Consider the following 16946-nt stretch of genomic DNA (forward strand, 5'->3'; position numbering starts at 1 on the left):
GTGCTCGGGGGCACGGGGATCAGGCTCGGGCCGGCGGGGAGCATCGCCCGACCCCACGCCGCCGCACCCGCGGCGAGGAGCACGAGGGCGCCCCCGACCAGCAGCGCCGACAGCCACAGTGCGACGGCCTGCGCGAGCGCGACGACCGCGGCGAACGCGAAGAGCGCGATCCCCAGGGCCGTGAGCAGCGCCGCGACGCCGAACGCGATCGCCGACGGGCGGATCTGCACCGCGCGCGTCCGCACGCTGCGGCTCACGGCGTCGAGCTCGTGCTGCACCGCCGCGCGGACCCTGTCCTCGGCGCGCACGATCTTGTCGCGCGTGCGCTCGGAGAGCGGGTCGGTGATGCGGTCGAAGAGGCGGGTACGGGGTCGCTCGCTCGTGGCGGTCACGGGGTGTCCTCGGTCGGTGGGCCTGTGCTCCCACGGTAGGCACGCAGGTGGCGTCGACGGACGGGACGATGGGCCCGAGAACGGCGGCGGACGGGTGAGGTCGCGTCGGGGCGCCGACGCGGGCGTCGCCGCGACGTGCGACGCGCCCGGTGCCGGTCGTGCACGACGTCGTGCCGCGGGCCGACCTGCGCAGGTGGCTGGAACGCGAAAGACCCCCGGGTCTCCCCGGGGGTCTTCGGTGTGGTGTGGCTCCGACCGGCGTCGATCCGGTGACCTTTCGATTTTCAGTCGAACGCTCTACCAACTGAGCTACAGAGCCTCGATACGAGGGAGCCGACCTCTCGGTCGGCCCTCGCAGCGACCCCGACGGGACTTGAACCCGCGACCTCCGCCGTGACAGGGCGGCGCGCTAACCAACTGCGCTACGGGGCCTCGTGGCGACCGAAGTCGCCGTGAAGCTTCGTGCTGTACTGCTGTGCTCGTACCCCCAACGGGATTCGAACCCGTGCTACCGCCGTGAAAGGGCGGGGTCCTAGGCCGCTAGACGATGAGGGCGGGTTGTCCGCCCCGGACGTCGAGGCGTCGGAAGACCGGTGATAACCATACGGGGTCCGCGGCCGATCGCCAAAAACGATCCTCGTGGCTCCCGCTGCGGACGCCCCGACCCCCTGCCGTCGCGGCCGTGACCAGGCAGGATGGTGGCGTGGTCGAGATGACGCGTGAGGAGTTCGAGGACGCGGTGCGCGACGCCCTGGACGAGGTCCCGGAGGAGCTCGCCGCGATGATGGACAACGTCGTGGTGCTCGTGGAGGACGACGCGCCCGCCGACGACCCCGAGCTGCTCGGCCTCTACGAGGGCACCCCGCTCACCGAGCGGGGCGAGTTCTGGGCGGCGGGCTCGCTGCCCGACCGGATCTTCGTCTTCCGGAACCCGACCCTCGCGATCTGCGAGGACCGTGACGAGGTCGTCGAGGAGGTCGCGGTCACGGTCGTGCACGAGATCGCGCACCACTTCGGCATCGACGACGACCGGCTGCACGCGCTCGGCTGGGGCTGACGCGTCCGTCGCGCCGCCACGGCCGGGTGCGCCCGTGGCGCGGTGGGGCGGGCACGGCTCGGCGGGGGCGGTCGCCCTCCACGACGCCCGCCCCCGCCCGTCCTGGCCGTCAGCTCGTGAGCAGCCGCAGGCCGTACGCCTGGAGGATCTCGTTGACGGGCTGGAAATACGTCGTCCCGCCGCTGCTGCAGCTCCCGGACCCGCCCGAGGTGACGCCCTGGGCCTGCGTGCCGGCGACCAGCGAGCCGCCCGAGTCGCCGCGCTCGGCGCAGACGGTGGTGCGGATGAGGCCGCTGACCGTGCCCTCGGCGTAGCGGACCGACGCGTTGTAGGCCTGGACGGTGCCGCAGCGCCAGCCCGTCGTGCTGCCCGACCGGCAGACGTACGCGCCGACCGCCGCCTGCTGCGACCCCGTGACCCGCACGGTGCCGCCCGCGTAGTTGTTCACGAGGCCGCGCGGCGTGCTGCCCGACCCGACCTGCACCCAGGCGTAGTCGTTGCCGGGGAACGACGAGCCGCGGAACGTGCCGCTGGGCGACGTGGTCGACGCACCCGTGCGGCCGCAGTGCCCGGCCGTGACGAAGCCGCCCTGCACCGCGAACCCGACCGAGCAGCGTGACGTCTGGTTGATGTAGTACGCGTTGCCGCCGATCACGTCGGCGAACGTCGTGGGCGCCTCGGGCGAGGTGGTCAGCGTGACCGCGTCGGCGGGCACGCCCGCTGCGGCGACGAGGCCGGCGGCGGCGTCGGTCGAGGACCCGACGGCCTCGACGACGACCCGGTTCGTCGTCACGTCGACGTACCAGGTCGCGACGTCGGCGGGCAGGCCGGCCGCGTCGAGGCGCGAGCCGACCGACTCCAGGTCGGACAGCGTGCGCTCGACCGCGACGGCGGTCACGCCCGAGGCCATCGGCCCGCGCACCTTGTCGGGCGCGGTGGTGGCGACGTGGACGGTGCCGGCGGCCGGGTCGACCCACGAGCCGGCGTACGTCGCGCCGAGCGCCTGCGTGAGCGTGCGGACCTTGGTGGCGGCGTCGGCCTGGAACGTCAGACGCTGCGACGCCTCGGCGCGTGGCACGCCCAGGTCGCGCTCGAGCGCGTCGACCATGCCCGCGGGCAGATCGGCGGCGGGGGTCGCGGCCGCCGCCCCGGGGGCGACGAGCGGGCCGAGGAGGAGTGCCAGCGCAGCGGCGCCGATCGCCGCGACGCGGCGGGTGCGGGGTGTGCTCATGGGGCTGCCTCTCGAGTCGGGGATGACCGTGACAGTCACAGTAGGTAATGACCAGGGTCGTCCCGCACATCACTCTTGGGTCATACCGCGGGGGCGGGGCCGCCCGCCGAGCGTGCCGCCGGCCCGTCGTCCGGCGTCGACCCCGCGGCACCCCGCCCCGACGAGGGTGCCGACAGGTCGTCCCGGCGGGCGTCGCGCGCCGCGGTCAGCAGGCGGGCGCGCAGGCCCTCCGGCGCGTCGTCGGGCACGCCGAGCCACGTCGACCACAGCAGCGGCGCACCGCGCAGGGCCACGGGACGCACGCCGTCGGGCAATGCGCCGAACGGCTGCGCGAGCGCCACCGCGGTCCCCGCCCGCACGAGCTCCAGGCCGGTCGCGCGGTCGCACTCGCTCGGCGTCGGCGGAGCGAACCCCGCCCGCGCGCAGGCCCGCAGGAAGCACTCCGTGAAGCAGCTGTCACCGGCCGCCTTGACCCAGCGCTCGCCCGCCAGCGCGGCGAGGTCGACCTCGTCGCCGCACGGGTGGGCGGTGCGCACGAGCACGTGCACCGCGTCGGTGCCGACGAGCCGCCAGTGCACGCCGGGCGTGCCCGGCGGCAGCGCGTCGCCGCACATCCCGGCCAGGACGACGTCGTGCGCCCCTGCCGCGAGCTCGTCGGCGGCCTGCCACGACGCGCCCGCGGTGCGCAGCGTCGGCGCCGTGCCGCCGCCGCGCGACAGTCGCGCCACGAAGCGCGCCGCGAGCGCCGAGCCCGCCGACGTCACGCGCAGCGTCGGTGCGGGGTCGCCGGCGGCGACGCGTCGCGCGTCGTGCAGCAGCGCGTCGACGGCCGGCAGCAGCGTGCGCGCGCGCTCGAGCACGAGCAGGCCGAGCGGGGTCGGCCGCACGCCGCGGTGGTCCCGCGTGAAGACGGGTCCGCCGAGCGCGCGGTCGATGCGGGAGAGCTGCGCGCTCAGTGCCGGCTGCGCGATGCCGAGCGCCGCGGCGGCCTTGGTGATGCTGCCGAGGGAGGCGACCGTGGCGACGGTGCGCAGGTGCCGGACCTCGAGGTCCATGACGGACGACCCTACGGGGGTGGCGCGGGGCTGTCACGGGGGAGTGTCACGGCACCGGTGGGCGCAGGTGACCGGGAGGCGCGCGCGGGCCGGGCTAGCGTGGTCGGCATGGTGCGCGTCGGGGTGGTCCTGCTGCCGCAGGAGCGGTGGTCCGTGCAGCGCGAGCGCTGGCGGCGGGTCGAGCAGATGGGTTTCGACCACGCATGGACGTACGACCACCTCGCGTGGCGCGACCTGGCCGACGAGCCGTGGTTCGCGACCGTCCCGCTGCTCGCCGCCGCCGCGGCCGTGACCGAGCGGATCGGGCTCGGCACGTGGGTCGCGTCGCCGAACTTCCGCCACCCCGTGCCCTTCGCCAAGGACGTCATGGGGCTCGACGACGTGTCGGGCGGGAGGTTCGTGCTGGGGGTGGGTGCGGGCGGCGAGGGCTGGGACGCCGGCGTCCTGGGTGCCGCGCCGACGCGCGGCGAGCGCACGCGCCGGTTCGCCGAGTTCCTCGAGGTCCTCGACGCGCTGCTCACGCAGCCCGTGACCGAGCACGTCGGCGCGTTCTACGAGGCGCACGCGGCGCGCATGGTGCCGGGCACGCTCGCGCGGCCGCGCACGCCGTTCGTCGTCGCCGCCAACGGCCCGCGGACCATGGCGCTCGCGGCCCGGTACGGGCAGGGCTGGGCGACGTACGGCCCCGGCACCGGTGTCGGCGAGGGCGTCGACGGGGCGGCTGCGCAGGAGGCCTGGTGGGACGGTCTGGCGCGCATGGTCGACGCGTTCGACGAGGTCGCGGACGGTCGGTCCGTGGGCCGGTGGCTGAGCCTCGACGGTGCGCCGCGGTTCTCGCTGACGTCGGCCGCGCTCGCGGTCGAGGGCGTCGAGCGCGCCGCCGCGCTCGGGTTCGGCGACGTCGTGCTGCACTGGCCGCGGCCGGCGGGGGTCTACGCGGGCGAGGAGCGGGAGCTCGAGCGGCTCGCGGCCGAGCTGCCGCGACTCCAGGCGCTGGAGCCCGCCGCCCGCTGACGCCGGGCGGCGCGCGCCGGGCTCCCGCGCCCGGGAGCGGCGGGGCCGTCAGGCGTGGCTGCGGCGGTGGGCGTCCCAGGCGCTCGCGACCATCTGCTCGGGCGTGTGGCGCATGGCCCAGTCGAGGTCGCGCGCCGCGGCCTCGCCCGACGCGACGATGCGCGCGGGGTCGCCCGCGCGGCGCGGCGCGACCTCGGGCGTGAAGTCGACGCCCGTGACCCGTGCGACGGTCGTCATGATCTGGGCGACCGAGAGCCCGTCGCCCGAGCCGAGGTTGTAGACGCGCTCGAGCGGGCGGCCCGCGGCGAGCGCGCGGGCGGCCGCGACGTGCGAGACCGCGAGGTCGGCGACGTGCACGTAGTCGCGCACGCACGTGCCGTCGGGCGTGGGGTAGTCGTCGCCGTTGATGCGCGGCGTCCGGCCGGAGGTCAGCGCGTCGAGCACGAGCGGGAACAGGTTGTGCGGGCTCGAGTCGTAGAGGTCGGGGGAGCCCGACCCGACGACGTTGAAGTACCGCAGGGAGGTGTGGCGCAGACCGGTGGCGACGCCCTGGTCGCGCAGCAGCCACTCGCCGATGAGCTTGGACTCGCCGTAGGGCGACTCGGGGGCGGTGGCGGTGGCCTCGGTGACGACGTCGACGTCGGGGGTGCCGTACACCGCGGCCGACGACGAGAAGACGATCTGCTCGACACCCGCGTCGGCCATCGCGGCGAGCAGGTGCGCGGTCCCGGTGACGTTCTGCTCGTACGTGTGCAGCGGGCGCTGCACCGAGACGCCGGCGTACTTGAACCCCGCGAGGTGCACGACGCCGGACACGCCGTGCTCCACGAGCGCCGCGCGGACGGCGGCGGTGTCGACGATCGAGGCGCGCACGAGCGGTACGCCCGCGGGGACGAACTCCTCGTGCCCGCTCGACAGGTCGTCGAGCACGACGGGGGCGAGCGTCGCGTCCCCCGTGTCGCGCACCGCGTCCTGGAACGCGCGCACCACGTGCGCCCCGATGTACCCGGCCCCGCCCGTCACCAGCCATGTCATGGGCACGAGCATAGCGAGCCGATCGAACACAAGGCAACAGATTCGAACAACTTCCGACACGGAGACGACGAGGGCGACACCCGCGTCGTTCCGGTGGCGCGGCCGCCGATGCTCAGTAGGCTGAGTATCTCCGCAGGCGGGACGGCAGGGAGGGGAGCTCGTGAGCCAGGTCGACGCGCACCGACGCACCGTCGGACACCCGATCCTCGCCGACCAGGGCGGGGTCGCGCAGCCCCTCGAGCACGCGACCGCCGACTGCGCCGCGCTCGCCCACGGCGTGGAGCACGTGACCGTGGCCGCCGAGCGCCTCCTGCGTGACACCCTCACGACCCAGCGCGTGCGCGCCGCCGCCGAGGGTCCCGCGTGCGGCGAGCTGTGGGGCGACCTCGACGCCGTGCTCGGCGGCAAGCTCATGCGGCCGCGCCTGGCCGCGGCCGCGTACCTCGGCCTGGGCGGCACCGACGCCGTCGCCGCCGCCCACCTCGCCGCCGCCCACGAGCTGCTGCACACCGCCATGCTCGTGCACGACGACGTGCTCGACCACGACGAGGTGCGTCGCGGCCGGGCCAACGTCGCCGGGCGCACGCGCGCCCGCGTCGCCGCGCAGGGGCACGCGCCGGACGTGGCCGGGCAGCAGGCCGTCGCCGCCGCGCTGCTCGCGGGGGACGCGGCGCTCGCGCACGCGTTCGCGCTGCTCGCGGGCACCGCCACGGTCGCCCCCGCCGCGCTGCCCGAGCTCGTGCGGCTGCTCGCCGACGGCGTCGGCACGACCGTCGCCGGCGAGCTGCTCGACGTGCGCGGGTCGCTGTCCGCGCCGTCCGACGTCGACGCGCTGCTGGTCGCCGAGCTCAAGACCGCCGTCTACTCGTTCCGCGCGCCCCTGGAGTCCGGGGCCGTGCTCGCGGGTGCGACGCCCGCGCAGCGCGGCGTGCTCGCCGACGTCGGCACCGCGCTCGGCATCGCCTACCAGCTGGTCGACGACGAGCTCGGCGTCCTCGGCGACCCCGCCGTCACGGGCAAGTCCGTGCTGTCGGACCTGCGCGAGGGCAAGCGCACCGAGCTGCTGCGCCTCGCGTACGAGCGTGCCGACGCCGGGCAGGCGGCGGTGCTCGACGCGCACGTCGGCCGCCCGGACCTCGACGAGGACGGTGCCGCCGCGGTGCGGGCCGTCCTGCACGCGACGGGCGCGGTCGAGGCCGTGCGCACGTCGGCCCGTCGCCACGCCGACATCGCGCGTACGCTCGCCACGACCCTGCCGGAACCGCTGGCCACGTACCTGCACGGCGTCGTCGACGACCTGGGGGGACGCGAGCGCTGAGCGCCCGCGCCCCGTCGCGTCGGACCCGCGACGCCCGCTCGACCGGCACACCGAGATGAGGACGCACGACATGCGCACGGCCCCGACCGGTCAGGTCCTGTACGACACGACGGCCACGCGTGCGAGCGCCGTGGTGCTGCGGGCGTACTCCACGTCCTTCGGGCTCGGGACGCGCCTGCTGGGCGGACGCGCACGCCGTGACATCGAGGCCGTGTACGCGCTCGTGCGCCTCGCGGACGAGGTCGTCGACACCTACCGCGGCCCCGACGCCGGCGCCGAGCTCGACGAGCTCGAGCAGCAGGTCGCGCGCGCGCTGCGCACCGGCTACTCGACGAACGTCGTCGTGCACGCGTTCGCGCGCACCGCGCGCCGCACGGGCATCGGGCACGCCGAGGTCGACCCGTTCTTCGCGTCGATGCGCGCCGACCTCACGGTCCGCACGCACGACCGCGAGAGCTACGAGCGGTACGTCTACGGGTCCGCCGAGGTGGTCGGCGTCATGTGCCTGCGCGTGTTCCTCGACGCCGAGCGGCGGCCCGGCGACCCGCGCGTCGACCCCGCGCCCGAGGGGGTCGCCGGTGCGCGTGCCCTCGGCGCCGCGTTCCAGAAGATCAACTTCCTGCGCGACCTGGCCGCCGACTCCGGCGACCTGGGCCGCGCCTACCTGCCGGGCGTCGACCCGGCGCACCTGACGGAGGACGACGTGCGGGCCGTGCTCGACGAGATCGCGGGGGACCTGGCGCGGGCACGCGCCGCGCTGCCGCTGCTGCCGACCCGCGCCCGGTGCGCCGTGGCCGCGACCACCGGCCTGTACGACCGGCTGCTGGCCGACCTCGCCGCCACCCCGGTCGAGGTGCTGCGCGAGCGGCGCGTGCGCGTGCCCGGCCCGGTGAAGGCGCTCGTCGTCGCGCGGGCCGTCGGGGGCGTGCTGGCCGACGAGGCGGGCGACCGCGTGCGGCAGGCAGGACCCGTGCGGCGCGTGCGACGGGCGGTGGCCCGGTGAGCGCGCACGCGCCCGTGCACGTCGTCGTGGTCGGTGGCGGGGTCGGGGGTCTCGCGACCGCCGCGCTGCTGGCCCGGGGCGGCGCGCAGGTCACGCTGCTGGAGCGGCACGACCGGCTCGGCGGCCGCGCCGGCACGTGGGAGCAGGACGGGTTCCGGTTCGACACTGGGCCGTCGTGGTGGTTCATGCCCGAGGTGTTCGAGCACACGTTCGCGCTGCTCGGCCGCGACCTCGCGGACCACGTCGAGCTGCAGCGCCTCGACCCCGCGTACCGGCTGTTCCCCGAGCCCGGGCAGGGCGTCGACCCGTTCGAGGTGGTCGCGGACCCCGTGGCGAACGCCGCGACGTTCGACGCGCTCGAGCCGGGTGCGGGCGCCGCGATCCGACGCTACGTCGACGACGCGGGCGACGCCTACCGCACCGCGCTCGACCACTTCCTGTACACGACGTTCGAGCGTCCCGACCGGGCGCTGTCGACCGACGTGCTGCGGCGTTCCGGCACGCTCGCGCGGCTGCTCACCGAACCGCTCGCGGCGCGGATCGCGCGCACGGTCGAGCACCCCGTGCTGCGGCAGGTGCTCGGCTACCACGCCGTCTTCCTCGGGTCCTCGCCCTACCGGGTCCCCGCGCTGTACTCCCTCATGAGCCACCTCGACCTCGGCGAGGGCGTCTACTACCCCCGCGGCGGCATGTACACGCTCGTCGAGGCGCTCGAGAAGGTCGCGGTCGAGGAGGGCGTCGTCGTGCGCACGGGTGCCGACGTCGTCGGCATCGAGGTCGAGGACGCGCCCCGCACGCCGCGCGAGCCGCGCCGCCGGGGCACCGCGCGCGCCGTGCTGCTCGCCGACGGCACGCGCCTGGCCGCCGACGTCGTCGTGTCCGCGGCCGACCGGCACCACACCGAGACCGCGCTGCTCGACCCCGCCCACGCCGACCTGCCCGCCGACGTCTGGGACCGCCGCGGGCCCGGGATCTCGGCGCTGCTCGTCATGGCCGGCGTGCGCGGCGAGCTGCCCGAGCTCGCGCACCACTCGCTGTTCTTCACGCGCGACTGGCCGGGCAACTTCGACGCGATCCTCGGGCCCGGGCGCTCGACGCCGACGTCCGGGCTGCACGTGCCCGACGTCGCGTCGCTGTACGTGTCGCGCACGACCGCGTCGGACCCGACCGCCGCCCCCGCGGGCCACGAGAACCTCTTCGTGCTCGTGCCGTTCCCCGCCGACCCGGCGATCGGCACGCGCCCCGGCGAGCTCGACGCGCACGCCGACCGGTACCTCGACCAGCTCGCGTCGTGGGCGGGGATCCGCGACCTGCGCGAGCGCACCGTGCTGCGCCGGGTCGTCGGCCCCGCGGACTTCGCGCGCGACATGTCCGCGTGGCGCGGCACCGCGCTCGGCATGGAGCACACGCTGCGCCAGTCGGCGATGTTCCGGCCCGGCGTCGCGTCGCACCGCGTGCCGAACCTGCTGCACGTCGGCGGCGGCACCGTGCCCGGTGTCGGGCTGCCCATGGTGCTCATCGGCGCCGAGCTCGTCGCCAAGCGGCTGCTGGGCGAGACGTCCGGCCGCCCGCTGCCCGCACCGCTGCGCCCCGGCTACCTGGGCTCGGGCCTGCCGCGCGGGCTGTGGTCGCGCGTCGCCGCGGGCCGCGACGACGTCCACCGGGGCGGGGTGCGCGCGTGATCGGGTTCGCCTACCTCGGCGCGCTCGCGGTCTCGCTCGGCGGCCTCGCGCTGCTGGACCGGCGGTTCCGGCTCGCGTTCTGGTACGACGCCCGGCGCTCGGCGTGGACCGTCGCCCTGGGCGTCGTCGGGTTCCTGCTGTGGGACCTCGCGGGGCTCGCGCTCGGCATCTTCGCGCGCGGGGACTCGCCCCACATGACCGGCGTGCTGCTCGCACCCGAGCTGCCGCTCGAGGAGGCGTTCTTCCTCACGCTGCTCTGCTACGTGGGCCTGCTGCTGTGGCGGTGGTTCGACGTCACGGCCGCGCAGCGGGCGGCCGGGCGGCGCGCGCTCGCGGAGACCGACGACGTCGGTCGCCCTGACGATGCGGGAGGTGCCGCGTGACCAACATCGTCATGAACGTGCTGGTGCTCGTGGTGCTCACGGCCGTGTCGTGGCCCGTGCTGCGCCGGATGCGCGGGTGGCCGCTGCTGTGGGCGACGCTGCACCTGTGCCTGCTCACGGCCGTGTTCGACACGATCATGATCGACGTCGGCCTGTACGAGTACGCGACCGACAAGATCCTCGGCGTGTACGTCTGGGGCGCGCCGCTCGAGGACTTCGCGTACGCGATCGCGGCCGCGGTGTTCGTGCCCGTGCTGTGGGTGCTGCTCGGGCGCTCGCCGCGCACGTCGTCGCGCGCCCGCGCCGCCGCGACGACGACGCCCGGCACCACCACGCCCGCGGGGCGCGACGACGAGGTCGCCGGCTGATGCGCGAGGTGCTCGCGGCCTCGCGGCCGTTCTCCTGGGTCAACACCGCCTACCCGTTCGCCGCCGGGTGGCTCATGGTCACCGGCGGGCTGGTCGACGTCCGCCTCGTGGTCGGGACGCTGTTCTTCCTGATCCCGTACAACCTGCTGATGTACGGGATCAACGACGTGTTCGACTACGCGTCCGACCTGGCCAACCCGCGCAAGGGCGGCATCGAGGGCGGGCTGGTCGCGCCCGAGCGGGCGCGCGCCGCGCACCGGCGGATCCTGTGGGCCTGCCTGCTGACGACCGTGCCGTTCGTGGTGTGGCTGCTCGCGCTCGGGTCGCCGCTCGCGGGCGTCGTGCTGCTCGTCGTGCTGCTCGACGTCGTCGCGTACTCGGCGCCGCGGCTGCGGTTCAAGGAGCGGCCCGTCCTGGACTCGCTGTCGTCGTCCGTGCACTTCGTCGGACCGCTGCTGTACGCCCTGGTGCTGGCCGACGCGGACCTGACGGCGCGCACCACGTGGCCCGTGCTCGTCGCGTTCCTGCTGTGGGGCATGGCGTCGCACGCGTTCGGCGCCGTGCAGGACGTGCAGGCCGACCGCGCGGGCGGCATCGGGTCGGTCGCGACCGTGCTCGGTGCGCGCCCCACGGTGCTCGCCGCGACCGGCGCGTACGTCCTCGCGGCGCTGCTGCTGCTCGCGCTGCCGTGGCCCGGCGTGCTCGCCGCGCTGCTGCCGCTGCCGTACGCGGTGAGCACGTGGCGGTTCCGGCGGGTGACCGACGAGACGTGCGAGCAGGCGAACGCGGGCTGGCGTACGTTCCTCTGGCTCAACCTGCTCACGGGGTTCCTCGTGACGATGCTGCTCATCGCGGTCGCGCTCGGCGCGTAGCCGCCGGACGGGACGGAGGAGCGCGTGCGCGACGCGTGGACGTGGCCGGCGTACGTGGGGGTCATCGGCGGGACGCTGCTGTTCGCGGCGATCTTCCTGCCCGTCGTCGCGTGGCAGTACCGCCGCTACGGCCGGCTGTCGGGGCGGCGCGTGCTGCTGGTCGCCGCGGTCACGACGTACGCCGTCGGGCTCGCCGCGTACACGCTGCTGCCGCTGCCCACGGGCGACCTCGCGCAGTGGTGCGCGCAGCACGCGGCGGGCCACAACCTGCGACCCCTCGGGTTCCTCGCCGACATCCGCACCGACACCGCCGGCCTCGGCGTGCGCGCGACGCTGCTGTCGGCCGCGGTGCTGCAGGTCGTGCTCAACGTCGTGCTGTTCGTGCCGTGGGGCGTGGCCGTGCGCGCGCTGCTGCGCCGCGGCGTGCTCGTCGCGACCGTCAGCGGGCTCGCGGCGTCGGTGCTGATCGAGACCACGCAGTACACGGGGATCTTCGGGGTCATCCCGTGCTCGTACCGCGTCGCGGACGTCGACGACGTGCTCATGAACACCCTCGGCGCGCTGCTCGGCGCGCTCGTCGCACCTCTCGTGCTGCGCGTCGTCCCCAGCGCGCAGGCGCTCGAGGCCGCGCGTCGGCAGCCCCGGCCCGTCACGGTGTGGCGGCGCTGGACGGGCATGCTGCTCGACTGGGCGCTCGCGACGACGCTCGGCGCGGTGCTGCAGGTGCTCTGGCGCGTCGGCGAGCTCGTCGCGGGGCAGGAGCCGGGGTCGCGGCCCGGCGTCGAGGCCGTGCTCGGGCTCGCCGTGCCGTGGGTCGTGGTGTTCGTGGTGCCGCCGTTCGTGGGCGACGGCGCGTCGTGGGGGCAGCGCGTCGTGTGGCTGGGGCCGCGGTGGTCGGGGCGCGTCGGCGGCGTCGCGCAGCGGGTCGCGCGGGCCGGCGTCGTCGGCGGGGCGTGGTGGGTGCTCGACGGGCTCGCCGACGTGCCCGGCGTGCCCGAGCCGGTCGGCTCGCTCGCCGGGCTGCTCGCGACGCTGCTCGTGGTCGCCGCCGTGCTCGCCGTGCCGTTCACGCGCGGGCGGCGCGGGCTGTCGGGGACGCTGACCGGTGCCGACGTCGTGGACGTGCGCGGCTGACGCGACGGGCCGCGCGGGGTCGGTGAGACACGTCGCGGCGTCCCTCCGTGCCGCCCGCTCTGCCGCTCAGGGCCGCGCGGCGGGGAGCGCGACCCGGACGTCGAGCCCGCCCGCGGCGCGCGGCGTGATGTCGAGCGTGCCGTCGTGCGTCGTGACGATGCGGTCCACCAGCGCCAGCCCGAGCCCGTGGCCGCCCGCACCGCGCGCCAGACGCCCCGCGCCGCGCAGGAACGGCTCGACGAGGCGCGCGGCCGCCTCGGGGGTGAAGACCGCGCCGGTCGTCCCGACGGTGAGCACGGCGGTGCGGTCGACGGGGTCGGTCGTCGTGGTGAGGTGCGCGCGACCGTCGGCCCCGCTGTGCCGCAGCGCGTTCTGGACGAGGTTCGTCACGAGCTGCGCCAGCAGGCTCGGGTCGCCCACCACCCGCGCCGGCGCGAGCGCCGTCGTCACCGTGACTCCGCGCCGCGCGGCCTCGTCGGCGTTCTCCGCGAGCGACGCGCGGACCAGCGCACCCAGGTCCACGACGTCCGCGCGCGCACCGACGGCCTGCGCGTCCGCGAGCCGCAGCAGCGCCTCCGTGAGCGTGATCGCGCGCGCGTTCGTCACGCGCAGCCGCTCGACCAGCACCGGGTAGTCCTGGCCCTCGGGGTCGCGTGCGGCGACCTCCAGCATCGTCGCGGTCACGGCCAGCGGCGTGCGCAGCTCGTGCGACGCGTTCGCCGCGAAGCGCTCCTGCACCTCGTAGGCCGCGTGCAGCTCGTCGAGCATGTGGTCGACCGCATCGGCGACCTGCCGGAACTCGTCGTTGCGGCCGCCCAGCGCGACCCGGTGGCCGCGGTCGCCCGCGGCGACGCGGACAGCCTCGGTGATGCGCTGCAGCGGTCGCAGCACCCACCCCGCGAGCAGCCAGCCGCCCACCATCCCGACGATCGCGAGCGCCGCGAGCGCGAACCCCGAGACGCCGACGACGGCCTGCAGGATCTCGCCGCGGGTCGCGACGACCGTCCCGCCGGAGTCGCGCGGGTTCGCGGCCGTGAGCGGGTAGTCCGGCACGTAGCGCAGCACGACGTACACACCGAACAGCAGGATCGCGCCCGCCGCGACGAGGAACAGCGCGTAGCTCAGCGCGAGCCGCAGCCGCGCGCTGACCCGCACGGGCGGCGGCGCGCCGGTCACGCGTCCACCCCGCCCAGACGGTACCCGGCACCGGGCACCGTCGTGATGAGGTCGGGGTCGCCCAGCGCCTTGCGCAGCGTCGAGACGGTGACGCGCGGCGCCGTCGTCAGCGGGTCGGCGTTCTCGTCCCACACCTTCTCCAGCAGCGTCTCGGCGCTGACCACGCCCCCGTCGGCCTGCATGAGCAGGTGCAGCACCGCGAACTGCTTGCGCGTGAGCCGCACGTACCGTCCCGCGCGGTACACCTCGCGCCGGAACGGGTCGAGCCGCAGGTCCGCGTGCTCCAGCACGGGCGGGGCCGCGGCCGCGGGCCGGCGCGCGAGCGCGTGCAGCCGCACCACGAGCTCGGCGAGCTCGAACGGCTTGGTGAGGTAGTCGTCGGCGCCCAGGCGGAAGCCACCGACCTTGTCCTGCAGGCGCGTGGCGGCCGTGAGCATGAGCACGCGCGTGCCCGGGTGGTCGCGCGCCACGACGCGGCACACGTCGTCGCCGTGCGTGCCGGGCAGGTCACGGTCCAGGACCACGACGTCGTAGTCGTTCACCGCGATCCGCTCGAGCGCGTCGTCGCCGTCGAGCGCGACGTCCGCCGCGATCGCCTCGAGCCGCAGCCCCGCCTGCAGCGCCTCGGCGAGGAACGGCTCGTCCTCGACGACCAGCACCCGCATCGCGTCCCCCTCGTGGTCGTCGTCTCGTGGTCGTCGTCCGGACCTCGAGCGTAGGCCGGGCCGTGTTGCGGAATCGTGAGCTGCGCGCGTCACGCCCGCGCAACGCCCCCGCTGGTGGAGTCGGTGCGCACCCCCGGACCAGGGCGGTGCGGAGAGGAACACATGGACACCCCCACTCGTCGGCGTCGTGCGCTCGTGCTCGTCGGGACCGTGGTCGTCGTGGTCGTGGCGGTCACGTGGGCCCTCACGGGCTCGGGACTGCTGGGCTCGGCCGCGTCCGGAGCCCCCGGGGGCGGCGTGCCGTCCGCCGCGGCGGGCGCACCGCAGCACGACCTCGCCCTGGACCTCGACCCCGACCGGGAGCCCGGCGTCGAGGACGGCGTCATCAACCGCGGCGACGGCGTGACGATCTTCGACGCGCACCTGCCCGCGATCGCGAACCTCGACCCCGCGCTGCGCGCCGCGGTCGAGCAGGCGACGACCGACGCCGGGGCGCGCGGCGTCGAGATGGTCGTGACGTCGGGCTGGCGCAGCGCGCACTACCAGCAGCACCTGCTGGACGAGGCGGTGCGGACCCGCGGCAGCCTCGAGGAGGCCCGCAAGTGGGTCAGCACGCCCGAGCTGTCGCGCCACGTCACCGGCGACGCCGTGGACATCGGCTACACCGACGCCGACAGCTGGCTCGCCCAGCACGGCACGCGCTACGGCCTGTGCACGACGTACGCCAACGAGATGTGGCACTTCGAGCTCGTCACCGAGCCCGGGGGCGAGTGCCCGCCGGCGAAGGCGGACGGGTCGAGCTGAGCGGGGGCTCGTGGGCGGTGCGGCGTCCCGGCTCGCGCCGGCGTCAGGCGGTCTGGCGGATGGCCTCGCCCGCGATCTCGATGCGGACCGTGCGGCCCACGAGCCAGCCGCCGGTCTCGAGCGCGACGTTCCACACGAGGCCGAAGTCCTCGCGGTCGATCTCCGTGGTGGCATGGAAGCCGAAGATGTCGCGTCCGTACGGGTCGCGCCGCGCGCCGCCGAAGTCCATGCGCAGCGTGACCGAGCGCGTCACGTCGCGGATGCGCAGGTCGCCCGTGACGTCGAACCGCGAGCGGTGCCGATCGGCGCGCTCGATCGTGTCGGCCGAGACGCGCTGCCGGTCGGCGTTGCGGTTGCGCAGCCGCGCCCACTGCAGGATCGCGTCCTGCTGGCCCTGCCACGCGACGCCCGTGCTGCGGAACTCGATCGTGGGGAACCGCGTGACGTCGAGGAAGTCCTCGCCCTTGAGGTGCGCGTCGCGGTCGTCGTGGTGCGTGGTCAGGCTCTCGGTCGCGATGATCGCGCGCACCGACGACGTGAGCGGGTCGTCGCTGACCACGACGGTGGCGGCCGCGCGCGCGAACTCGCCGCGCACCGGGCTGACCATCATGTGCTGCGCGACGAACCCGACGCGCTTGTGCGCCTCGTCGAGCTCGTACGCGCCCGGGGCGGGGATCTCCAGCCCCTGCCACGCGCGCACGGGTCGCTGCGTGGCCTGCGTCGTGTCGCTCATGCGTCCTCGTCCCCACGTCGTCCGGCCCGGCCCGTGGCCGCGCGGGCGCGCGACGCGAGGGGCGGGCGTCGTCGGCTGCTGCGCTCGCCGGCGGGCGTGCCGCCGGCCTCTCCACTGTCGGAGACGTGCGCTCGGTACGCACGGCGATGAGAGAAGATTCAACCATTCGGCGGGTGCGTACCAGGACATCCGGAACGTTTCACCCGCACGAGGGGCGCGTGGTGCCGGTGTGTCGCGCGGAGCGTCGGCGCGGACGGGTGGGTGCCGAAGGTGTCGCCGGTCGAGGGGTGAGACGGTGCGTGCGGACGGGCGTGCGTCCGCGGGGTGGGCGACGGCGGACGGGCGACGCCCGCGGGGTGGGCGACGGCGGACGGGCGACGCCCGCGGGCCGTCAGACGAGCAGGAGGTCCCGCACGGTCGGGGCGTCGTCCGGCCCGGGCTCGACGACCACCGCGTCGCCCACGTGCACCGTGCCGCGCTGCACGACCCGCAGGTACGCGCCTACCCGGCGCTCCTGCGCGAACCGCTTGACCCACCCACGCTCGTCGTCGCCGCCGACCCAGCGCGCGAACGTCGAGCACGGCGTGCGCGGGCCGGTCACCTCGAGGACGACCCGGTCCCCGACGTGCCACCGCTCACCGACCCGAGACGCGTTCGGGTCGAGACCCGCGACGCGCAGGTTCTCGCCGAACCAGCCCGCAGGCAGGTCGCGGCCCAGCGCGGCCGCCCAGTGGTCGGAGTCGTCCTGCCCGTACGCGTACACGGCCTGGGCCTCGCCCCCGTGGTGCTTGCGGTCCGCCTGCACGTCCGCGTACAGCCCCAGCGGGCCCACCTTCACCGGGCCGTCGACCGGACGCTTGTCGATCGCGGTCACGCCCACCGGGCCGGAGTCGGGACGGAGGGCGTGCACGACGCACACGGCGAGGATCGAGGCCACGTGCCCAGAGTAGGCGGGCTGGGAGACCGCCCCGTTGTCGGAACTGGTCACTCCTCGCACCCGCGGGGGCCGAACTGGTCACCGGTG

General features: G+C 75.7%; 18 protein-coding genes and 3 tRNA genes. 10 read left to right on the top strand and 11 right to left on the bottom strand.

Going from position 1 to position 16946, the window contains the following annotated elements; translation table 11 throughout:
• From ATM99_RS08915 to ATM99_RS08930, 4 genes are all read right to left on the bottom strand, one after another.
• The coding region (locus tag ATM99_RS08915) for a phage holin family protein (protein ID WP_062102557.1) at positions 1-392 on the bottom strand (392 nt) is incomplete at its 3' end.
• Positions 393-638: 246 nt separating this feature from the next.
• Positions 639-711 (bottom strand) — tRNA-Phe (locus ATM99_RS08920).
• A 39-nt stretch (positions 712-750) separates the two neighbouring features.
• A tRNA-Asp gene (locus ATM99_RS08925) sits at positions 751-824 on the bottom strand.
• A 50-nt stretch (positions 825-874) separates the two neighbouring features.
• A tRNA-Glu gene (locus ATM99_RS08930) sits at positions 875-947 on the bottom strand.
• A gap of 157 nt (positions 948-1104) precedes the next feature.
• On the opposite strand from ATM99_RS08930, the gene ATM99_RS08935 reads away from it, so the two are divergent.
• Complete coding sequence (locus ATM99_RS08935; protein WP_062102568.1) at positions 1105-1449, top strand: metallopeptidase family protein; 345 nt, start codon at positions 1105-1107, stop codon at positions 1447-1449.
• A gap of 109 nt (positions 1450-1558) precedes the next feature.
• Here the strand turns inward: ATM99_RS08935 and ATM99_RS08940 are convergent, their stop codons facing one another.
• Positions 1559-2680: a S1 family peptidase gene (locus ATM99_RS08940; protein ID WP_062102558.1), complete on the bottom strand. Its 1122-nt coding sequence runs from the start codon at positions 2678-2680 to the stop codon at positions 1559-1561.
• A gap of 80 nt (positions 2681-2760) precedes the next feature.
• Positions 2761-3735 (bottom strand): LysR family transcriptional regulator, encoded by a 975-nt coding sequence (locus tag ATM99_RS08945; protein ID WP_062102559.1) that lies wholly within the window; start codon positions 3733-3735, stop codon positions 2761-2763.
• Positions 3736-3843: 108 nt separating this feature from the next.
• Between ATM99_RS08945 and ATM99_RS08950 the strand changes: the two genes are divergently transcribed.
• A complete protein-coding gene (locus ATM99_RS08950; RefSeq protein ID WP_082659474.1) occupies positions 3844-4749 on the top strand; it encodes an LLM class flavin-dependent oxidoreductase in 906 nt (301 codons plus the stop codon).
• Positions 4750-4797: 48 nt separating this feature from the next.
• On the opposite strand, the gene galE is transcribed toward ATM99_RS08950, so the two are convergent.
• Positions 4798-5784 (bottom strand): UDP-glucose 4-epimerase GalE, encoded by a 987-nt coding sequence (gene galE, locus ATM99_RS08955; protein WP_062102570.1) that lies wholly within the window; start codon positions 5782-5784, stop codon positions 4798-4800.
• A gap of 160 nt (positions 5785-5944) precedes the next feature.
• On the opposite strand from galE, the gene ATM99_RS08960 reads away from it, so the two are divergent.
• The 7 genes from ATM99_RS08960 to ATM99_RS08990 all read left to right on the top strand — a co-directional run bounded on the left by ATM99_RS08960 (position 5945) and on the right by ATM99_RS08990 (position 12544).
• On the top strand, positions 5945-7102 hold the full coding sequence (locus ATM99_RS08960) for a polyprenyl synthetase family protein (RefSeq protein ID WP_062102560.1): 1158 nt from the start codon (positions 5945-5947) through the stop codon (positions 7100-7102).
• Between the two features lie 70 nt (positions 7103-7172).
• The gene (locus ATM99_RS08965) at positions 7173-8105 is read left to right on the top strand and encodes a squalene/phytoene synthase family protein (protein ID WP_062102561.1); all 933 of its coding nucleotides are present in this window, start codon (positions 7173-7175) and stop codon (positions 8103-8105) included.
• Positions 8102-9787 (top strand): phytoene desaturase family protein, encoded by a 1686-nt coding sequence (crtI, locus tag ATM99_RS08970; RefSeq protein WP_082659468.1) that lies wholly within the window; start codon positions 8102-8104, stop codon positions 9785-9787. Before ATM99_RS08965 ends, crtI begins: the two co-directional genes overlap by 4 nt.
• The gene (locus ATM99_RS08975) at positions 9784-10170 is read left to right on the top strand and encodes a lycopene cyclase domain-containing protein (protein WP_369798044.1); all 387 of its coding nucleotides are present in this window, start codon (positions 9784-9786) and stop codon (positions 10168-10170) included. Before crtI ends, ATM99_RS08975 begins: the two co-directional genes overlap by 4 nt.
• Complete coding sequence (locus ATM99_RS08980) at positions 10167-10538, top strand: lycopene cyclase domain-containing protein (protein ID WP_062102562.1); 372 nt, start codon at positions 10167-10169, stop codon at positions 10536-10538. Before ATM99_RS08975 ends, ATM99_RS08980 begins: the two co-directional genes overlap by 4 nt.
• Positions 10538-11410 carry a prenyltransferase gene (locus ATM99_RS08985; RefSeq protein ID WP_062102563.1) on the top strand — a complete coding sequence of 291 codons (873 nt, stop codon included), beginning with the start codon at positions 10538-10540 and terminating at the stop codon, positions 11408-11410. The genes ATM99_RS08980 and ATM99_RS08985 overlap by 1 nt, the downstream gene beginning before the upstream one ends.
• A gap of 24 nt (positions 11411-11434) precedes the next feature.
• Complete coding sequence (locus ATM99_RS08990; RefSeq protein WP_082659470.1) at positions 11435-12544, top strand: VanZ family protein; 1110 nt, start codon at positions 11435-11437, stop codon at positions 12542-12544.
• A 66-nt stretch (positions 12545-12610) separates the two neighbouring features.
• Here the strand turns inward: ATM99_RS08990 and ATM99_RS08995 are convergent, their stop codons facing one another.
• Both ATM99_RS08995 and ATM99_RS09000 read right to left on the bottom strand, forming a co-directional pair.
• Positions 12611-13720: a HAMP domain-containing sensor histidine kinase gene (locus ATM99_RS08995; RefSeq protein ID WP_062102564.1), complete on the bottom strand. Its 1110-nt coding sequence runs from the start codon at positions 13718-13720 to the stop codon at positions 12611-12613.
• A complete protein-coding gene (locus tag ATM99_RS09000) occupies positions 13717-14385 on the bottom strand; it encodes a response regulator transcription factor (RefSeq protein ID WP_062102565.1) in 669 nt (222 codons plus the stop codon). Before ATM99_RS09000 ends, ATM99_RS08995 begins: the two co-directional genes overlap by 4 nt.
• A 162-nt stretch (positions 14386-14547) precedes the next feature.
• On the opposite strand from ATM99_RS09000, the gene ATM99_RS09005 reads away from it, so the two are divergent.
• A complete protein-coding gene (locus tag ATM99_RS09005; protein ID WP_082659472.1) occupies positions 14548-15189 on the top strand; it encodes a M15 family metallopeptidase in 642 nt (213 codons plus the stop codon).
• A 43-nt stretch (positions 15190-15232) separates the two neighbouring features.
• On the opposite strand, the gene ATM99_RS09010 is transcribed toward ATM99_RS09005, so the two are convergent.
• Together ATM99_RS09010 and ATM99_RS09015 are read right to left on the bottom strand one after the other, a co-directional pair.
• On the bottom strand, positions 15233-15922 hold the full coding sequence (locus ATM99_RS09010; protein ID WP_062102566.1) for a YceI family protein: 690 nt from the start codon (positions 15920-15922) through the stop codon (positions 15233-15235).
• A 391-nt stretch (positions 15923-16313) separates the two neighbouring features.
• Complete coding sequence (locus ATM99_RS09015) at positions 16314-16859, bottom strand: MOSC domain-containing protein (RefSeq protein WP_062102567.1); 546 nt, start codon at positions 16857-16859, stop codon at positions 16314-16316.
• Positions 16860-16946: the final 87 nt, after the last annotated feature.

Origin of the sequence: Cellulomonas sp. B6 (assembly GCF_001462455.1) — a bacterium.
Taxonomy (GTDB): domain Bacteria; phylum Actinomycetota; class Actinomycetes; order Actinomycetales; family Cellulomonadaceae; genus Cellulomonas.

What these genes read in the sequence shown, in the direction of transcription:
- ATM99_RS09010 (WP_062102566.1), bottom strand. Translation starts at nt 15,922, where the DNA reads ATGAGCGACACGACGCAGGCCACGCAGCGACCCGTGCGCGCGTGGCAG.
- ATM99_RS08945 (WP_062102559.1), bottom strand. Translation starts at nt 3,735, where the DNA reads ATGGACCTCGAGGTCCGGCACCTGCGCACCGTCGCCACGGTCGCCTCC.
- ATM99_RS09000 (WP_062102565.1), bottom strand. Translation starts at nt 14,385, where the DNA reads ATGCGGGTGCTGGTCGTCGAGGACGAGCCGTTCCTCGCCGAGGCGCTG.
- galE (WP_062102570.1), bottom strand. Translation starts at nt 5,784, where the DNA reads ATGACATGGCTGGTGACGGGCGGGGCCGGGTACATCGGGGCGCACGTG.
- ATM99_RS08950 (WP_082659474.1), top strand. Translation starts at nt 3,844, where the DNA reads ATGGTGCGCGTCGGGGTGGTCCTGCTGCCGCAGGAGCGGTGGTCCGTG.
- ATM99_RS08985 (WP_062102563.1), top strand. Translation starts at nt 10,538, where the DNA reads ATGCGCGAGGTGCTCGCGGCCTCGCGGCCGTTCTCCTGGGTCAACACC.
- ATM99_RS08940 (WP_062102558.1), bottom strand. Translation starts at nt 2,680, where the DNA reads ATGAGCACACCCCGCACCCGCCGCGTCGCGGCGATCGGCGCCGCTGCG.
- ATM99_RS08935 (WP_062102568.1), top strand. Translation starts at nt 1,105, where the DNA reads ATGACGCGTGAGGAGTTCGAGGACGCGGTGCGCGACGCCCTGGACGAG.
- ATM99_RS09005 (WP_082659472.1), top strand. Translation starts at nt 14,548, where the DNA reads ATGGACACCCCCACTCGTCGGCGTCGTGCGCTCGTGCTCGTCGGGACC.
- ATM99_RS08965 (WP_062102561.1), top strand. Translation starts at nt 7,173, where the DNA reads ATGCGCACGGCCCCGACCGGTCAGGTCCTGTACGACACGACGGCCACG.